Source organism: Paenibacillus litoralis, from assembly GCF_046244365.1.
Lineage (GTDB): Bacteria > Bacillota > Bacilli > Paenibacillales > NBRC-103111 > Paenibacillus_V.
In genome coordinates this window covers 7373290-7392512 of the sequence record NZ_CP176395.1, presented here as the reverse complement: position 1 = coordinate 7392512, position 19223 = coordinate 7373290, and the positions used below count along the sequence as shown (strand labels likewise).

Annotated in this window: 9 protein-coding genes and 1 pseudogene; 8 read left to right on the top strand and 2 right to left on the bottom strand. The window is 49.5% G+C overall.

The window, feature by feature from the left end; genetic code table 11:
* Positions 1-230 precede the first annotated feature (230 nt).
* From ACKGJP_RS31175 to ACKGJP_RS31160, 4 genes and pseudogenes are all read left to right on the top strand, one after another.
* Positions 231-5183: a sugar-binding protein gene (locus ACKGJP_RS31175; RefSeq protein ID WP_409342640.1), complete on the top strand. Its 4953-nt coding sequence runs from the start codon at positions 231-233 to the stop codon at positions 5181-5183.
* Positions 5184-5517: 334 nt separating this feature from the next.
* Positions 5518-6147 (top strand): zinc dependent phospholipase C family protein, encoded by a 630-nt coding sequence (locus ACKGJP_RS31170; RefSeq protein ID WP_409342639.1) that lies wholly within the window; start codon positions 5518-5520, stop codon positions 6145-6147.
* Between the two features lie 88 nt (positions 6148-6235).
* Positions 6236-7027 (top strand): VanW family protein, encoded by a 792-nt coding sequence (locus tag ACKGJP_RS31165; RefSeq protein ID WP_409342638.1) that lies wholly within the window; start codon positions 6236-6238, stop codon positions 7025-7027.
* A 514-nt stretch (positions 7028-7541) separates the two neighbouring features.
* Positions 7542-7796: pseudogene (locus ACKGJP_RS31160) on the top strand (M81 family metallopeptidase); the annotation flags it as partial.
* 306 nt (positions 7797-8102) lie between these two features.
* On the opposite strand, the gene ACKGJP_RS31155 reads toward ACKGJP_RS31160, so the two are convergent.
* Positions 8103-8975, bottom strand: a complete 873-nt coding sequence (locus ACKGJP_RS31155; RefSeq protein WP_409342637.1) for an AraC family transcriptional regulator — start codon at positions 8973-8975, stop codon at positions 8103-8105.
* A gap of 788 nt (positions 8976-9763) precedes the next feature.
* Here ACKGJP_RS31155 and ACKGJP_RS31150 point away from each other — a divergent pair.
* From ACKGJP_RS31150 to ACKGJP_RS31140, 3 genes are all read left to right on the top strand, one after another.
* Entirely contained in the window at positions 9764-11074 is a 1311-nt protein-coding gene (locus ACKGJP_RS31150; RefSeq protein ID WP_409342636.1) for an ABC transporter substrate-binding protein, read from the top strand.
* Between the two features lie 201 nt (positions 11075-11275).
* Complete coding sequence (locus ACKGJP_RS31145; protein WP_409342635.1) at positions 11276-11488, top strand: hypothetical protein; 213 nt, start codon at positions 11276-11278, stop codon at positions 11486-11488.
* Between the two features lie 541 nt (positions 11489-12029).
* Positions 12030-14873 carry a phage tail protein gene (locus tag ACKGJP_RS31140; protein ID WP_409342634.1) on the top strand — a complete coding sequence of 948 codons (2844 nt, stop codon included), beginning with the start codon at positions 12030-12032 and terminating at the stop codon, positions 14871-14873.
* A gap of 208 nt (positions 14874-15081) precedes the next feature.
* Here the strand turns inward: ACKGJP_RS31140 and ACKGJP_RS31135 are convergent, their stop codons facing one another.
* Complete coding sequence (locus ACKGJP_RS31135; RefSeq protein ID WP_409342633.1) at positions 15082-16659, bottom strand: extracellular solute-binding protein; 1578 nt, start codon at positions 16657-16659, stop codon at positions 15082-15084.
* Positions 16660-16818: 159 nt separating this feature from the next.
* Between ACKGJP_RS31135 and ACKGJP_RS31130 the strand changes: the two genes are divergently transcribed.
* On the top strand, positions 16819-19083 hold the full coding sequence (locus ACKGJP_RS31130) for a helix-turn-helix domain-containing protein (protein ID WP_409342632.1): 2265 nt from the start codon (positions 16819-16821) through the stop codon (positions 19081-19083).
* The last annotated feature ends 140 nt before the right edge of the window (positions 19084-19223 follow it).

Below are 19223 nucleotides of genomic sequence, written 5' to 3'. Positions count from 1 at the left end.
CGTGGAAGGAATGCCTTTGTTGTCCACGATTCAGAACGTATATCTCCGCTGATTGTTCATCGTCTCGGTAAACGCAAGGCGTAAAAAAGACGCCGCAAGGCGTTTATCCTTGGAGGTTCATGCGGAGGAAAGGGGCATGGTTTGCAGGAGGCGCATCGATGATACGGCATTATTTTGCAAGCGCTTACTTTGGGGTGCAACCTAAAAAACGCATAAGGGAGTGAATGGATGTGGTACGGAAAAAGTGGTTGGTAAGCCTGGTACTGGTTCTGCTTTTGTCTGCCTGGCCAAGGAACGGGCTTGTGCCGGGAGTAACGAAGGCGGCGGATGCGGCTGAAGCCTCCTTACAGAACGTAACCGTCGGCGGTTTTGAAACCGATGAGGAGGTTTGGAGCTTTGGCCTCGGAACCGAAGCCCCGGGAGCCAAAGGCGAATATGCCCGGGATGCGTCCGTGTTCAAATCCGGGGCATTTTCCGGGAAGCTGCGCGGCGATTTCAGCGCGGGCGGCAAATATGTGACGCTGCGTAAAAGATTCCTGCCCTTGGATATGCAAAAGCTCGAGTTTTGGGTGAAAACGGCGGACGCCGCTTGGCTTACGCTTCGGGTGAAGGATTCTAGCGGGCAGGTGCACCAGCAGAGGATTACCTTGGCATCAACCGCGAATTGGCAAAAGGTCGAGATAACCAAGTTTAACGGCGGGCTAGGCTATCTCTATTTCAGCGGCGCAAATGACGGCAAATGGCACGGTCCCACTCAGGAACTCGAGTTTTTGCTGGAGAAGTCCGGCTTGACCGGGGGCAAAACAAGCGGGGACGTGCGGTTTGACGAGATCTCGGCGACGGTTCCGCAGCAGGAGCCTCTATGGGAAGCCGCGATCGGCAGCTTCGAGAACGCTTTTGATATATGGAAATTAGGCCTCGGCACCGACTTTCCGGGAGCCAAAGGCGAATATGTGCGGGATGCGTCCGCGTTCAAGGCCGGAGCCTATTCCGCCAAGCTGAGGGGGGATTTCAGCGGCGGCGGCAAATATATAACGCTGGGCAGAAGCTTCGCGCCTATCGATATGCAGAAGCTGGAATTTTGGATTCAAACGGCGGATGCCGCTTCGATCTCGCTGCGCGTGAAGGATGCGACAGGGCAGGTGCATCAGCAGAAAATAGCTTTAGCGGCGACTTCCAACTGGCAGAAGCTAGAGATTTTTAAATTCGACGGCGGCCTAAATTATCTTTATTTTAGCGGGGCGAATGATGGCAAATGGCATGGTCCCGCCCAGCAAATCGAATTTTTGTTGGAGAAGTCCGGCTTGACCGGCGGAAAATCGGGCGGAGACATCCGGTTGGACAATATTGTGGCGACTGCTGCCTTGCCGGATTTGTCCGTCCAGCAGGTTCGTATGGGCAATATTTTCCTGGAAAGCGAACCCGTGGCCTTTCCGCTCGCGACAAGAGGAGATACGGTGAGCTGGAGCGTATATGACCATTTGGATCATAAGGTAGCGGAAGGAAGGGATAGCGTACAAGGCGGGCTGCTGAACTTGACGATTCCCTTGCAGAAGCTCGGCTATCATAAACTAACGCTTACCGCCGAAAAGGGCGGCCAAACGATCAAAAGCGCGGACGTTTCGTTTGCCCGTTTAACCGATGCAGACCCGACCGCAGCGGCAAGTTCTCCGTTCGGCATATCGACACATCTTGCATGGGAAAACCCGCAAGGGTGGACCCCGGAGCTAAGCGAGCTGCTGAGCCGTGCAGGGGCCAAAAACTTCCGCGATGAAATTCCGTGGGAAGCGGTCGAATATGAAAAAGGGCAATACCGGAAGCCTGCGAACCGTGACGCCTATATGCAGAGAACGCAGCAGGACGGCCTGAAGCCGTTCATCATTTTGGACTATACGAATCCGTTCTACGATCAGAACAGTACGCCGTATACGGACGCGGGACGTCAGGGGTACGCCGATTACGGAAAGGCCTTGTTGGACCTGTACGGAAATCAGATCGAATGGGTGGAAGTTTACAATGAATTTAACGGCGGCTTCGGAGACAGAGGAAACGGTCCCGCGGACTCCCGTCCCGATTATTACTACAAGCTGCTGAAGAAAACCTATGAGACGATAAAAGCCACCAGACCTGACGTAACAGTTGTCGGGATGGCAACGGCCGGAACGCCGCTGGGCTGGATGGAGGAAGTGTTCAAGCTCGGCGGGCTTCAGTATATGGACGCCGTTTCGATCCATCCTTACCAGAGCCAAAGACCGCCGGACGGAATCGTAGATGCCGTGCGCAATACGCAGAGCTTGATCCGCCAATATAATCAAGGGCAGCTCAAGCCGCTATGGTTTACGGAGATCGGCTGGCCTACGTATAGCGGAGGCATAGGCATTACCGAAAATACGCAAGCCGATTATGTGGTACGCACGCATGTCCAGGCGCTGGGAGAGGGCGTCGAAAAAGTATTCTGGTACGATTTGATGAACGACGGCATGAAAGCCGACTATCACGAAGAAAATTTCGGCCTCCTTCGGAATGCGAACGACCCGCAAGGACAGTTTACGCCAAAGCCTGCCTATGCGGCTTACGCGGCGATGACAAGAGCGCTGATCGGCGCTCGGTTCGTGGAACGGGAATCGTTCGGCCCGGGCATTTCCAGCTACAAGTTCGATAAAGACGGCCGGAACATAAGGATCGTCTGGGCCAATGCCCCCGTACAGGCAGCGATTCATACAGATTCGCCGATTCAAGTAGCCGATATGATGGGGAATACTGAAACGTTCACGCCGCTAGACGGCAAAGTGTATGTAACGCTTACCGGAGAACCGATCTACATCAAAAGCGACATTGACGGCATTTCGGCCGATTCGACGTTTGCTCTAACCGGGGACGAGGCGGTAACGGGGGAACCCGTCGCGCTGAAGGTGGAGATGAACAATGCCGAAGCTGCGCCTCTCGCCGTTTCGTTCGACGTGGAAGGGGCGTCCTTCTCCTTGTACGCGGAAGCCGGCCAGACGGCAATGCAGCCGTTCGCTCTGCCGGGCTTGGATCGGGAAGGCGTCCGGTATGTAACCGGAGATTTGACCGTAAACGGAAGCAAAGTCGGCAGGCTAAAGCATGCGGTCCGAACGCTTCCTTCCTACGGAGCGCGTATCGTCCCGATCATTTCCGACGTAAATACGAAGAGCGAAGCGTTGAAGGTGCAGATCCGCAACTATTCGAACGTGCAAGGGCTCGCCGTCAAGTCAGCCGATTGGCAGCTCGGTTCCCAGTCGGGCAGCCGGGAATGGTCCGGGGTCGTTCCGCCTGGCTCCGAGCGGACATTCGATATTCCGCTTGCCGGCTTCGACTTCGGGGTCAGCTATCAGGCCCAAGTGACCGTCCGTTTTGACGGGAAAGAGCCGTTCGTGTACGCGGGGAAGCTGGATTTCAATCCGGTTATTCCCGGTACGGTACAGGTTGACGGTGCGGCAGATTCCGCAATCGTAGCGGCGCCGCCATTCATCGAGCTGTCGAAGGGAACGAAGAAACTGCAAAACTATTCGGGTCCGGCGGATTTGGACGGCAGCGTCTGGTTGAACTGGGATCGGGACAACTTCTACCTGACCGCGACCATCAAAGACGACGTACATTTCGCTCCCGCTAGCGGAGAAGAAATATGGAAAAACGACAGCATCCAGTTTGCCGCGATAGCCGGTATCCCGGGGGAGAACTTGGGATGGTACGAATACGGGCTGTCCCAAACGCCGCAGGGACCGCAAATTTACCGTTGGATGACGCCCGATTCCGCCAACAAGGGTATTGTAACGAACGGTTCCTTGCAAATTGCGCGAGACGAAGAACAGAAGCTTACGGTCTATGAGCTCGCGCTTCCTTGGTCGGAGCTTGCGCCGATCAAGCCTGCCAAGGATGGAGTCATCGGCTTCTCGCTGCTGGTCAACGACAACGACGGTAACGGCAGGAAAGGCTGGATCGAGTGGGGGTCCGGAATCGGGGAGACGAAGGATCCCAAAAAGTACAGAACCGTTCAATGGATCAAAAACCCGTCCGCCCCTGTCATCGCCATCGAAGGGGTCGCAGATGGGCAAAGCTACACGGATACGGCCGTTCCGGTCGTGAAGGCGGAAGACGAAGACGGCGATCTGCAAAGCGTCCGGATTTTGCTGAACGGCGAAGCCTGGACATCCGGTACGCCGGTAACCGTCAAAGGGAGTCATACTTTGTCCGTGCAAGCCGCCGATCAGGCAGGGAACATGACCGAGCGAACGGTCACGTTCAAGCTATTCCATAGCACGTTATTGGAGGCTTCAAACGCAGCAGGGCAAGTTAACGAAACGGTGACGCTGCGGGCGGCGCTCCGGGATAAGAACGGCCTGGCGGTTGCCGGGGAAAGCGTATCCTTTGCCGTGAACGGGAATGCGGTCGGAACGGCGGTAACCGATGCGAATGGGGCAGCGGCGCTGAATTACAATATCCAACTGGCGGCGAGTGCCGAGCAGGATACGGTTTACCCGATACACGTTTCGTTCGGCCGGAACGATGCCGCATATTTCCTTGGCAGCGAGGGGAGCGGGGAGTTGACGGTCAAGCGTTTACCTCCGCCGAATCCGGCAGAAGCCCCGGGAAAGCCCTACCTGTCGGATGACAATGGGCATGACAATGGTATTCTAGACGGCAAGTATGCGGTGAGGATGAATATGTGGTGGGGGAATAACGGCAGCACATATAAGCTTTATGAGAATGACGTCCTGATCGATACGCAAACCCTTACGGCCCACTCGCCGAATGCTCAATCAACCGTGACGTCCGTGACGTACCGTAAGAATGGCACGTACCGCTACTTTGCGGAGCTCATCAATGCGTCGGGCACGACGAGAAGCGACGTTCATACGGTAACCGTCACGCAAGCGTCGCCGGCCGTACCGGTGCTCTCCCACGATAATTGGGACGGCGACGGAAACTACAAAGTCGCCATGAATATGTGGTGGGGCACGAACGGCACGACGTATCGCTTGTATGAGAACGGCGTTCTGATCGATACGCGGGCGCTTGCCGATCATACGCCGAGTTCGCAATCGGCAGTAACGGCCATCGCTAACAGACCGGCTGGCACATACGAGTATCAAGGCGAATTGATCAACGATGCCGGCACGACAGTCAGCGGGAAGATGATTGTGAAAGTAACGAATCGATAAATGACGAAAACACTTGCTCTCGATAAGGGGAGCGAGTGTTTTTTACGACTGGATATTAACGCATAATTCGATATGTACTAGTTCTCCCATATATTGAAGCTAATATTAGTCAATATACAGGTAAAAAATTGGGTACCATGTGGTTCGGCGTGGTCCAATTTGGGATGATATAATTCGAGTAAGTTTAATTAAGAAACTAACGGAGAACTGATTGCGGAGGAGCTTGCCAAGCGGCGACTCCTCTTTCATTGTATCGAAGTAACGGGCAGCATACCGCCTTCAGGGAAATGATGGTAATATTATTTTGTTAATTAAAGGATGGGAGGACGATGATGTGGGTTCAAGAATAATGCACGTGATTATTGCTAATAGAATTGCAGAGTGTTTGTCAATAGAAGATAGAACACCATTTTTACTTGGAAGCATTGCTCCAGATGCTGTTTCACCTAAAGACGCATCACACTTCTTTATAGGTGATGTACGAGATTATTCAAGAAGTATTGACTACAAAGGGTTTTTATATAAATATAGTTCGCAAGAAGAAAGTCATTATATATTGGGGTATTTTACGCATTTAATCGCAGATCATATATGGTTGAAAGGTTTTTATTTGCCTTGGTTGAGAAACAGAATGGAAGTTAATAAAGAAGTATTGCATTTATACCATAATGATTTCAGAGTACTAAATGGAAAATTATTGGAATACTATGGTTTTAAAGATGAATTGAGAAAAACGCTTTGTTATATTCCAACAATTTTTGATTTACATGAGGTTAAGTCCAAAGATGTCGAGGCATTCATTCCTTATGTACTAGGAGATATGGAGTACGATAAGGAAGTCATAAATGAAAAGCTAAGTATATTTACATTTGATCAGATAGTTGGTTATATGGAGACGGCAGTTGATTTGGGGGTATTGAATCTAAAACCTATTTTTCAACTAAAGGGAACGTTTGCTAAATAAACACCTTCAAGGCCGCCAACAGTTCGGCAGCCTTTTCTTACGAACGGGCAGGCATGCGAAAAATCAATTTTTAATAGGTGGCTGGCCAATGATCAAACAGGTCTTAGTTAAATTACCCTTGGTATATAGACTTCGAATCCTTCAGCTTCGCTTGAAGAGAACCAGTCGTAATTTTTTCGTGAATTTTGCAAATGAAAGAATAGTTGAAAAATTTCCCTATGTCATAAAACGGCATCAATCTCTCTTGCGGAGAAAATTGGGAACATCTGACCCTAGGTTACAGGAAAATAAAATTACAAATTTAAGTATTGCTCTAAAATCCATTGACGGTATTGTATTGAACCCAGGTGAAACATTTTCTTTTTGGCATTTAATTGGGAAACCTAAAGCAAGCAAAGGATATATTGAAGGATTGCTGTTATCTCAAGGCGAAGTGAAAACAGGTGTTGGGGGAGGGTTATGTCAATTAGCTAATTTACTTTTTTGGCTTGCCTTACATACACCGTTAGAAATTAAGGAAAGACATCATCATAGTTTTGATCCATTTCCGGATGAGCATAGAGTCTTACCTTTTGGGAGCGGTGCAAGCGTATTTTATAATTACATTGATTTGCGTTTTTGTAACCCCACCAGTCATAAGTTTCAATTTCGTGTGTGGTTAACCGATCAGCATCTAAAAGGAATTGTATTTTGTGAGAACGAGTTACCCTTTTCATACCATTTGGAAGAAAGAAATCATCAATTTCATCATAAAGAAGGGAAGAACTTTAGAGAGAACGAGATATGGAGAAGAGTCATTAATAAACGAACTGGGGATCTTATACAGGAACAGTTAATGATACACAATTATTCAGAAGTAAAATATGAAATATCTCATTAGGCATCTCAAAAAGTATATAGAACCGGAGAACATAGCATTCTCGCATCTCAGAGGGCAAGTAAGCTTCGGATGTAAAATATTTGCCTGCATCTGTGAACAATGCAAAGCTTGTTACAGTAGTAAGAACAATGATTTATAGAACAGATAAGACGACAGGCAAAATTAGAAAATATGATAATTGTTACAACCGGTCAACGAGAGTAGAATATAGATGCTGGCAGGAGTATAAATGATGAGCAGCAAATCAACAACGGCAATAACGGGTCTTGATTCCGCCAACTGGGCTCGTGAAAGCATTGAAGCTCTGTTTGCCCGGGATAACGTGGAGGGCAAAGGGGACAATCTGGCCGGATGCGGTCGGCAGGGTGCAAGGCGCGAGCCTGATGCAGGGCCATGAGGACGGCAGTTTCAGACCAGTAACGCTAGCAACCGCGCGGAAGCCGCCATCATGATCTATTTTGCTTGGAAACACAACCGTCAGGCAGACTGACCGCAACCGACTAAGCGGAACGAAACATTGATAAAGCGCGGCGACGACATTAGACGGTTGGAAATGGTTCGCAACGAGATCGGCGGCTGCTTGACCGCTGCGAAGGAGCAGAGCGTCGAGGTCGTGCCGGCTTTCTATGCGAAGGCGGTTTCGGGTGGGACGTTGAGTTGTTCACACTCCATTCCGGGGAAGATTTGGAAAAACATGTTCAAAGCCAGTCCGGGAAACATATTGACGCGGCATTCGCAGATTTACTGCTGCGCAACATACCTTACTTAAAACAACTGGAGTAAATTCATTGTTTATTTTGAATCCATAGACAGCCATTCCATTCTGGGAAGGGGGAACCCTTCCTTTTTGTTAGGTAAATGCGACATATTTGAAAAAGCATTCTCTTTCGTTTTCAAAGATTGCTATTCTTCACTTGCGGCTATTCGATGGTTGGTGACGACGTCCCGGTACAGCACGACCATCCAGGAGGTATTTATCGGGCTAAAGGAACGTTTGCTCGAGTTGGGACACAAGGTCGATCTCACTTTTTTGCCAGATACGATGCCCAATGGAACAGTCAAATGGCGAAACATCTTAGTTAAACCGCTCGATCATCATTTTCCTGTAATGGCCGGGGCTTGAACCGTACAGCGATTTGAAAAAGCGGATAAATGGAAACGGCTGTTCATAGCCGACCCGATTTGCGATTTCATGGATCGTCAAATCGGAAGTAGCCAGCAACGATTGCGCTTTCTTATATCGCTGCGATTGAATATATTGCAACGGAGAAACGCCGAACGCCTCTTGGAACTCTTTATGGAAATGCGATGTAGAGATGAACATCAGGCCGGCTAACTGGGATATGATTATTTTCTCATCCAGATGGCTTTCGATATAATCGAGTACCGGCTGGAAACGCTGAAGTTTACTGATTCTCTCAATACCCCCGGGTTTGTAGCGAGAAAATGATATGACCAGCTCCAGCACGACGTACATGAGCTGCTTCACAAGGCTGGTTGTGCGCATAAGCTCGCCGGGATCAGACCGCTCAGCATGAACGAGCTCGTTAATTTGCGTTTGCAGCCTCCTTACCTCGTTTCCAATGGATACAGGGGATACATAAGGAACATCGAACAGATCGAGCAGCGGAAAATGTTCAAATACAGTGAAATTGAAATTAAGCCAGTGCGAGACGACGTCGCGGTCGATCAGTTGCAACGTGTAAGGCTGATTGGCCGGTATATACAGCGCTTGCCCCGGATTCACGATAAACGTTTCATGCTCCAACGTAATTTGTACAGGCCCACCGGTAATTTGAGTCAGCAGCGCCCACGGCTGGATGCGAATGGAGGTGTAGTAGCTTTTGTCGGGATGCGTGCCTAGCGTGGAAGTCCCACATTCGAATTCGGACAGCCTCAGTGTCGTGAGCAAATGAACGAGACGGAAAGCATCTGGCGAACCTTGCATACGAGTCCCTTCCTTTACCGATATTCACCTGATACCCCTTCGAAAAGAGGCTGTACTACGCGGTGTCTTGCTACCATTATAGGGGGTATCGGGTCGCAGTCAATACGAATTTTTGCAGGCGTTTCGTAAGTGCAGAGGATATGTGTACTCGACTGCACAATTCGTGCTTTTTGTCCGATGGTCCATGTGTGATAATGGCTTTGCAACACGATGAGTGCTTGAGTGGACGATAAGCCAAATGGGCAACGAAGGGAGCATACTCATGACAAACAAAGTGAAGATCGGTAGTTTTGGAGGTAGAGAGATTTTGTAGGCGCGTGATCCGGCTTTTGTGCGGTCAAAAGACAAAGTGGAGATCGTCGTACGGATCCGAATTCGAGCAAGCAAGAAGTGATTCGCAAGCTGCTGGGTGAAGGGGGCGCTATACGGTGACAACATGTCAAGGATTTTTTTCTTTATGTAAGCGCTGTCAAATTCTGGATGGAGGCACTACCATGAGCTGTCTCAGATTGACGTGCTTCGTCCGGGTGAGGGGCCGACATTCAATCGGTTACTTCGATGTCGTAAGTCGAGCCGGACCGGATGGAAGTCGAATCGATCGGCGCGTTATCGCGAGAATGGAGTCCGGACTCTCGCTCTTTTGCTTAAGGAATTGCAGCTCGATTTGACGCTTCTTCCGCTTGCCCCATTGGATGGAGTCCAAGAAGGTAAGCGAACGGTACCACATTGTTACAAAGTTGTAAGATCAAGTTTCAAGCAATCCAATTTATTCAATGGGGTGGGTCTATATGAAAAAATGGAACGGTGCGGCGTTAGCCGCTGTGATGGTCATCATTTTGCTGATTGCCGGATGCGGCGGCGGGAATGAAGGCGCGAAAACGGAAGGGAACGCCTCAACGGGCGGCAATAAGTCTGCGGAACCGGCGAAACCGGTCAAGCTGCTCGTCATCACGCCACAGGGCGGTAACATGGAATGGTTTATGGCCCGATACGGCAGTCAGATTCAGAAAAAGTATCCCCATTATGAGTTTGAAGTGGTGGAGAGCGTCGGAAACAATGTGCAAAATCTCGTTACGGAGCAGCGCAAAGTCGACCTGATTATTTCCTCCGTCAACAACTACCGCGCCAGCCTGCTCGACCTGTACGGCGGCGATATCTCGGATCTGATCGCGAAGCACAAGTTCGATCTCAGCCGACTCGAGCCTTCATATGTAGAAGCGGCGAAGGTGGACGGGAAACACCAGAACGGCTTGCCTTTGTACGATTTGCGGCTGACGCTGTATTACAATAAAGATATTTTCGATAAATTCGGCGTTCCTTATTTGAAAAATCATATGACTTGGGAAGAAGTGGCGGATGTTGCGACGAAGCTGACGCGAACCGATGGCAGCGTGCAGTACCGCGGATTTGTCGCCCACTCAAACCCGTTGCTTGTCGGTAATCCGCTTTCAATTCCGTATACCGACGAGAAGGGCGAGAAAGCCGTATTGCAGACCGACCAGTGGAAATCGTGGATTAACACGCTGCTGCCGTTGTATAAAGCGCCGGGCTTAAACGCCAAGCTTATGAACGATGCGCGGAACGTCTTCGTCAAAGAGAAGACAAGCGCCATGTACCTGGCGATGAACTCTGACGCTCCGAAGCCTGAGGAAAATATGAACTGGGACGCGGTCAGCCTGCCAGAGTTGAAAAGCTTGCCGGGCGTCGGCTCGCAGCCATACCCGGTCATTATTACGGTAGCCCCGACGAGCCAGCATCGGGATGAATCGTTCCAAAGCATCGCCCAGCTTTTGACCGATGAAGTGCAAACGGCGATCACCTCCGACTTTGCCGCGATTACGCCGCTGAAGAGCCAGGCGGTGAAAGAAGCTTTTGGCCGCAACGTAGCGCAGTGGAAAGGGAAAAACGTTAGCGCGATCGCTGCACTAAAGCCTGCTGCGCCAGCCCGCGCCGGCGTGTTTGACTCGAACGCGACAAGCGCGATGAACAACGCCGTCCTATCCGTCATTGCCGGCGAAACCGATCTGAACTCGGCTCTGCGGACCGCCGAAGAGCAAGCGACCAAGAAGATCGCCGAAGCGATTCAGATGAAAAAGTAACGAATAGTCCCCATCAGCGGCAACGTATCGATCGGATCAGATAGAATCGTCGTCATCGGGCCCGTCGCCGCTGATGTCGAGGACGATTCGGGATTGCGTATTCGGGAACTTGGCTGCGTCTCTCCAGCAGCTCTTACTCCGGAGGAACGGTCAATCGCAGGGGATCGGCCTAGGCGTTAGGTAACGAAGCTAAGATTTTGATTGATTGACGGGCTGCCGAACAACAAGTACAGCAGTCCGATCAATCTGTTCACCGACAGCCAGACGGCGGCGATGTTCATGGGCCCGAGCGGCCACGTCCGAGCGGCGGCGGGGAAAATACCTGACTGGGATGCGGTGTCTGTGCCGGTTTTTAAGGACAAACCGGGTGTAGGTTTTCAGTCGTGCACCATTGTTTCTTTATGTGAGGTTTAAGTTTCGTTTTTTAACGTCGTACGAATCGTCTCCCGTCCTACGGAATCCAGAATATTCAGTCGTCTGCCAAAAGAAGTACGAGACAACGATGCCGAATACCTTTGATTTGGAGTCGAATCTCGTATTTTTTATTCGTCTATAAATCCCCCTAATATAATTGACCCGGGCCACGATCAATTTGGCGCGTTTTTCCGAAAGAACCGTCTATAATGAATGTAAACGCATACATTTCTCATGCCGATATAGAAGCGATTACCAACTTGAAAGTGCTTTTAAACATTCATACTGAAGCCATCGGTTGCAAGCGGTGCGGCGGGACTGCTGCCCGTACTCGCAAGCCCGCTCCAGGGGAGCAAGACCCGGTTTCGACAGTCCGTAGATGCACAAACCGCCCCGAGCCCTGTCAGGACAAGGCATTCGGCGGTTGTGGATAACTTTGCGTGGTGCCTGCAGATTTAGGGGGGGCAAGCAGCGAAATATCCCATACTTGCTGGGGTTCTTCGATTTTCAAAAATCGGCTTAGATGAGGAGAATAAATAAAATGACTGGTTCAATTTTAACTGTAATCGGCAAAGCCAAATTAGCCAGTGCAACCCCTGAAAATCAGCTTGAAATTGCTCATGTGGCTGTGGGTGATGGGAATGGATCATATCCTGTTTTGACTGAAAATATGGCGACATTGGCTAATGAAGTTTGGCGTGGTACTGCTTCTACTCCAATTCGTGAGCAGGCACCAAATACATTGATGTTTGAGTCCGCTATTCCACCAGATGTTGGCGGCTTTACCATTCGAGAGATTGCTATTTATGACAGATCAGGTGCAATGATTGCAATCGGGCATGTTGACCCTGCACAGCAAAAACCACTGCCGACGCAGTCAACTGGCATCAATATGACCGTGCGTATCCTTATCGAACTGGCAAATGCTGCTGAAACAAATCTTATTTTACAAACAGGAAAGATGGAGCAGCAAGCGGGGAAAGGTTTGGAGCAGGAACGGCCGGAGGAGGCCGGTATCCATGTAAGCCGCAGAAAGCTACTAACGGCCTTCGGCATGGCCGGTGCGGCCTTAGCCGCGGGCAGCATACTCCGGGGAACGTCAACGGCTTACGGGAAAGAGGGTTTATCGGTTACCGGTACCGTATACGAAGGGTCTAACGGCAAGGACAAAATTCCCCCAGGAATAGCGGCGAAGCTTGAGCTTGTAACCCATAACGAGCTGGCAGGTCGTGATATGGCTGAGGCGCATCCAGCGAGTGCGATTAAAGATTCAACAGGTAAGAACCAACAAGAAATCAATAGTGGATTGCAAGATATTAGCGAGATGCTAGCTATTTCCAATCCAACTAACGGCTCTAAGGTTTTCGTAAAACATTATGATGCTGCGCAAGGGATTTTAGAAGGTGGCGGTGAGTTTGTATACGACGCAACTAAATCGAACAAAAATGATGGTGGCATTTGCTTTAACGGCTGGGTACGGGTAACTAACAACGCTGCTATTAATGTGAAATGGTTTGGAGCTGTAGGTGACGGTGTTAAAGATGATTACCAAGCTTTATACAACTGTTTTAACCACCACTTCAATCCAGAAGTCGGAACAACAGACCCTAATGCCTTACAGCATGCAATACCATCATTGACATTTCACTTGCCTCGCGGATGCTACCGCTATACAGAACCGCTGCGTCTACCATGTAAAGGCACGATAACTTGCGAAGGTAACTTGAATTATTTTGCAGGACCAGATGTCGTAACTCAAAAAAACAGAGCCACATTATTTTACGATGGCGATAACTTAGAGGTAGCTGCACTGTACACACCGATGTTCAAGTATGTAAACAATAGTTGGGTGTTGATTTCAGACAGTACGGAGTTTTTCTCCTACTCGGCAAATGTGAACACGCACTCTATGGTACGCGGCTGTGAGTACAGATTTAACTTGGTTACCAGACGCAAAACAAAGATCGGCCTTAACGCATTTGGTACGGAGTCTGGAAAAATAAATGTAGCGATCGGAACGCTTGGATCATGGGCGAGACCTCAGAAACAAGCGTCGTGGGGGGACTATAATCCAGACGATCTTTCTCCAAAAGTAGGCATTACTTGCTGCACAGCTTGGAATTTAGTATTCGACAGACCACGTATCTTAGCGCACAATCAAGGGCTTTACTTGGCTGGATCAACTGGTTCCGTAGTTATTAGGGAAGGTTATATCAATAGACAAGTATCTTCAGCAGCTAGTTCGGTTACAGACGGTTTGGTTTACAGTCACAGTGCATTACCGGTATCTAAGCAGGGTTTAACTTCAGCGATCACAGCAGTAGGTGCAGACGTATCTATCTATGACACAGTAACGGAGGGGTGGGGTGCACCGTATATGCTGTTTGGCGGACGCTTTTCGATGTTTACACCACATATCGAAGGCCCGAATGATATTATGATGCATGATTGGATTGTTTACAATTGTAAGTTAGATGTATACAACTGGGGTAACATCCGCAGCATGCAATTACGTGCAGGTACGTCAGTTATTTACAGTTGCGGTATGGCTAGCGATAAGGGTTATTATGTACACTTACATGGTTCATCGTACTATGGAGACAATTCATTGTTTAATCTATTGGACGGTGTTCCTTACGACCAATACACGAACACAGCGTTTCTCAAAATATCTAATGTGCCAACATATAAAGCAATAAATGGATTCCATATATCTGACTTGCGAAATATGAAGCAAGTCGGATTGCAAGGTGAGAACGTTGTTAAGCTGCCAATCTATATGGACGCATCACGTTCAGGAAGTAAGGGTATCGGTTTGGGTGCCAGTAACGCTGTACAAAGTTTATCTGATTTGGTAGAGGCTATCAGGATACTTGGTTCGAACTGGAATGGTGTAATTAACATAACCAACAACTTAACTATTTCAGCAAGTTATGATTTCTCGGTACTGAATAATATTCAGAACATTATTTTCACTATTAACGCCGGTGTTACTTTAACTATAAGCAATAGATTTATGGTTGGTTGCAATAACATTACCTTTAACGGTGGCGGCAGTATAGTAGTTAATTCACCTTTAGTTGAGCCAAAGTTCGCAACATATTCGCCAGTTGCAAATATTAGATTGTCGAATGTAACTGTGTCTGGGGCATCGGCCATTGTTCGGGGCGACTCTATGGTTGGCAATGTAAATCTATTTGTTGAGTCTAACGTCAATATGGCGTCTTGGACGGGTAAATATTTATACTCTACTAGCAGTTACGGGTTCTTTAATGTTGCAGTATTAACAGCGAACAGAAGTGCGACTGTTAAAAGCAATGAAGCTTCTAACAACAACGTTGATGCATCAAACTTCGTAGTAGCCAACAAGATTTTTGTTGCTTAATCAGGATTAGTTAAATGCCGGCTGCTGGCCGGGAATAGGGACGTTAAAGAAAAGGAGCCTACCAGGGCTCCTTTTCGCGATTGGCGAAAACGCCTTTCCTTCATCAAAGGACAAGCTTGAGAAAATCATGCGAGACGTCGAGCGACACAGATCGGTAAAAAGGAGAAAGTAGTTTTTCCCGCAGCCTCGTAGCGCTATAGATGGAGCATCATTTTTTCAGCTGCGATGCCTTGATTTTATCAACGTAATGCTTCATAATGACATCCCCGTTATACAATGTCATCAATTCCTGACGATATGCGGGCCAACGCTCTCCGGATTTCTCCGAGAAGAGCATTTTCAACTGAAGTTCGTTTTGTCTGGCTCGCATCGTTTCAACATTCACCGTGAACGGCGGGGTCAAGGTTGTGCCGACGCCTTCATGGGTCGGTATTGTAGCCAGTGCCTGAATAATCGTTTTGTCCCGCTCGGTCAACCGCGGATCGATAACGGTAAGTCCGAGAACTTCGGGTGCGTCCGGCGTGAAGAAACTCCATATTTTCAGAAAATCTCCATGAGCTTTCTCATTCTTCACGATTTCTGCTGGAAGGAGCGTAATCCGGTTACCCTCCCGCGTATAATGTTTGCCTTCGACGCCGTAATGCGTCAGCAGGAAGCCTTCCTCGCCGGATAGCCAGTCAAGAATGCTCGCCGTCTTCATTAATTTATTTGGCTCTGCGCCTGCCGTATTGTTGGAGAAGACGAACGGGTATCCTGCAGACACCGCTACGCGAAGCGGTGTGTTGCCGAACGGGTTAAACGGCACCCATTCGGCAGACGGGTCGATGGAGCGGCTTCTCGTCTGCAAGCTGTTCGGATTCGAATCGAGGGCGAAATCAGCCGAATCTCCCAATACGACCCCCGCCTTGCCTTGGATGGCCTTATTCAACTGCTGTTTGGGCGAGTTCATAAACCAATCCGGGTCGACCAATCCTTCGTTGATCACCTTCGCGATATCGGTAACGGTCTGCCCGACGCGAATATCCGTCTGCATGTCGACGAGTTTGCCTTCCTCGTAATAAGCTGGATAAAGCAGTCCGTTCCGGATATATTCCGGCCATTCCAGCGAGATGCTCGTCCCGTTGCCGGCCGTTGTGAAGCCGTACGTATCGGCGAAGCCGTTGCCGTCAGGGTCGCGGAACGTAAACGCCCTTAATGCATTCAGGTACTCCTCGTACGTTTGCGGAATACCGAGACCAAGCCGTTCCAGCCAGTCCTTGCGAATATAATAAGCGCGGTACGATTTGCGGTCGTAGGGGATCGGCGCACGGGCAAATTTGTTGTGCACCTGATATTCGCGCAGCTCCTTCTCCGACATCCAGTATTTGAAATAGTTCGGCATCGTCGATGGATTGACATAATAGGTCATATCCGCCAGCACGTTGTCAAGCGTATATTTGGCGCCGCCATCGGGGCTGATGTTCAGCCACATGTCCGGAGGATTGTTTGCGGCCAGCCTGGCGGCTATGGAGGCGGTATAATCATCGCCTGGCGGCATGACGGTAACTTCCAGATTGACGTTAAACTTATTCTCAATCGTTTGTTTGACGAAATCCATATCCGGTTCAGGTAAATGTGATGCAGGCGGTCCACCAACAAAGAAACGCAAGGTAAGCCTGCTTGTGGAAGAGTCTTCTTTTTTCGTCCCGGCTCCTCTCTCACTCGCCCACCCGCCATGAAGCACGAAATAGACGGCTGCGAGGAACAGAACCGCGATAACGACGACTCCGATTCGGATCCTTTTCATATCCATGCCTCCATCAAGATTTGGTGGTTACTCACATGGTAATCGTTTTTGCCGCTGAAAGGAAGCGCTAATTCGGTTGCTTTACAGGGCATGCATTTGCTTGGATAATATAGACAAACCGGGCAAAAGCCCGAACAGTAGGAAATGACAGGTGATTCGATGCGGAAAAATTGGTTTTACAGACTGCTGCTCTCCTATTTGCCGGTATTTTTTATTATTTGCCTGAGTCTGTTGTTGATGACGTATTTGACGATCAGCGAGATGTCCAAGCGATCGGCGAACAAAGCCAACGAGGCGCTTTCGCATAATGTGATGCAACTGATAGACGATGCGCTGGCAGGAATCGATTCGTTGATGTTGAAGGAAATTCAGTCCAATGGGCGATTGCAGCTTTTTTATGCCGAACAGCCTAAGGATGAACGCCAATATGCGGACGTACAAGCAGCAAGCGCCATTAAGGAACTGACGGCGAACAATCCGCTGATCGACTCGATCTATTTGTACCGGCTAGCCGATCAGACCGTATTGACCCCATTCATGATAACGAAACTGGATACGTTCGCCGATAGGCAGTACCTCGGTCTCACCGTCAGCACCAAGACACCATACGCCTGGACGTTAAGAAGTTATCCGCAACCCGAGCAAGATGCTTCCAAGCCGGAGGAGAAAATTATCAGCTTGGCGAAAATCGCTAATCTGTCTGATTACAGCACGATGGTCGTCAATATCCGGCCGGAGCGGTTGCGCTTGCTTATGCAAAGTATGGTGTACACACAAACGACCTTCATGGAGGTGCGTGACCGGGCGGGACGGCTCGTTGTATCTACGGATGGGGGCGGCAGCACGGGTACCGGACTGGAGCCGGCGAAAGGTTTTCGCAGCAAAACGCTGTCCGAGGCGCATTCCGAACTAACCGGTTGGACGTTCAGAAGCGGGAATCACGGAGAAGTGTTCGCCGAATTCGTTTCTTCCCTGTTTTATATATGGATGGCGCTCGGTTGTTTCATCGTGCTTGCCGGTTTGGCATGGCTGATCTATGTGTCGAGGCGAAATTACAAACCGATTCGATCGCTCATGAACCGCATCTCGAATGTTCGGCCGGCTTCAGCCGAAGACGCACGGACGGGCAAAGTAGACGAGTTCCAGCTTATCGAATCGGCCATAGAAGGTTTGCTTGATGAATCGAATATGCTCCAGGAGCAGCATCAGAAAAATATGGTGTACCGCAAACGTTATTTGTTTCTGAGCATGATGGAGGGGGCGGCGGGTACTCGGCCGAAGACCGGGCTGGCAGAGCTGGAGCAAATGGGAGTTGTCTTCCCCGTGACGGAAACGGCCGTTGCCTTGGCGGAAATCGACCATTATGCGGAGTTCGAACGCCAGTATAAGAACGATCAGCATTTGTTGAAGCATGTGCTGAGCAAGGTTGTGCAGGAAATGGCGGAAACGAAGCCTTATACGGTATGGACCGAATGGATCGATCGTTGTCGGATGGCGATTTTGGTCATATACAGCAGGCAGGAAAAAGCAGAGCGGGAAACGGCCGATTTTTGCGAGGGGCTTCGTCAATGGGTAGAGGAAAATCTCGATTTTACCGTTACGATCGGCATCGGCTGCCATGTCGAAGATATGGATCGCGTCTCCCAATCGTTCCGCGAAGCGGTTGCCGCCACAGGCTTCAAATCGTCGCTTGGCTATAACCGCATCATCGAACCGGCTCACGTCATCTCCAAACCGAAAGGCGAATTGTTCAGACAGCTGCAGTGCATTCGCTCCATCAGCCAATCGTTTCGTGCGGGGGAAAAGAAGTGGGAGACGTATTACGAGGAAATGTACGAAGGTATACGGGATCAACTGTATGCGTACGAAGATTTGGCCGGTCTGATGAACGTACTGATCGGGCATTTGCAGAAGGAGATGGCCGAACTACCGGAGGAATTGCATCAAGTATGGCAGGAATTCACGCATGACAAGCTGCAGGCGGCACTGGAGCGGAAAGAAACGCTGGATGAGATTTATGGGGAGTTCCGTATCATTCTGCAGGAAGCTTATGAACGGATGAGCGAGCTTCGAGAAAGCAAGTCCACGCATCAGCTTGTCCATCAGGTGAAGCGTTACATCAGGGAAAATTACCATAATCCGGATTTGTCACTTATGCATCTGAGCGACGAATTTGGCTTGAACGCCAAATATGTGAGCCGGGTATTCCGCGAAGCGTTTGGTGTCAAATTTGTCGAATACGTAACCGCCGTTCGGATGGAGCAGGCGATGCAACGATTACTCGAAACGGAAGGAACGATTCAGGAAATCGGCCAAGCCGTCGGCTATGAACAATCGTTAACGTTCATTCGCGTGTTCAAGAAATATACCGGCACAACCCCCGGCCAATACCGGAAGATGAAGACATTGCCTGAGACCGACTAGGGCGTGCCCTACGGTTCAGGCTTTTCTTATGCGCAGATCCGGGCTTACGGACAAAAAATCTATCGGTGACAAAACGTCTATCCTTCGTCAAACGGAGGATTGTTCCTTTTTGTCTAGGGCGTCCGAATGGTCTATTTACG